Source organism: Leucobacter sp. M11 (genome assembly GCF_035726885.1).
Classification (GTDB): Bacteria; Actinomycetota; Actinomycetes; order Actinomycetales; family Microbacteriaceae; genus JAPFRB01.
Genome location: NZ_JAPFRB010000004.1, coordinates 244,951 through 245,172 on the forward strand (window position 1 = coordinate 244,951; position 222 = coordinate 245,172).

Sequence of the window (222 nt, forward strand, 5' to 3'; positions counted from 1 at the left end):
CGGGGAACGGGGCGGTGTTGGCGGTGCGGGCGGTGCGGATCACTGGTGCGCCGCCTCCGTCCAGAGCTGCATGAGGGCGGAGCCGCGCCAGGGACGCCAGCGCTCGGCGAGCGCGAGCACCTCGCGAGCGGGGGGTGAGCCGAGCGCCCGGCGCAGCACGAGGTCCCCGGCGGGGAAGGCGTCCGGGTCACCGAGCGCGCGCAGGGCGACGACCTCGGTCGT

At 77.9% G+C, this 222-nt stretch carries 1 pseudogene; it reads right to left on the reverse strand.

What is annotated here, in order from left to right:
* Window positions 1–39 precede the first annotated feature (39 nt).
* Window positions 40–222: pseudogene (locus OOT08_RS13160) on the reverse strand (DNA-3-methyladenine glycosylase family protein); the annotation flags it as partial.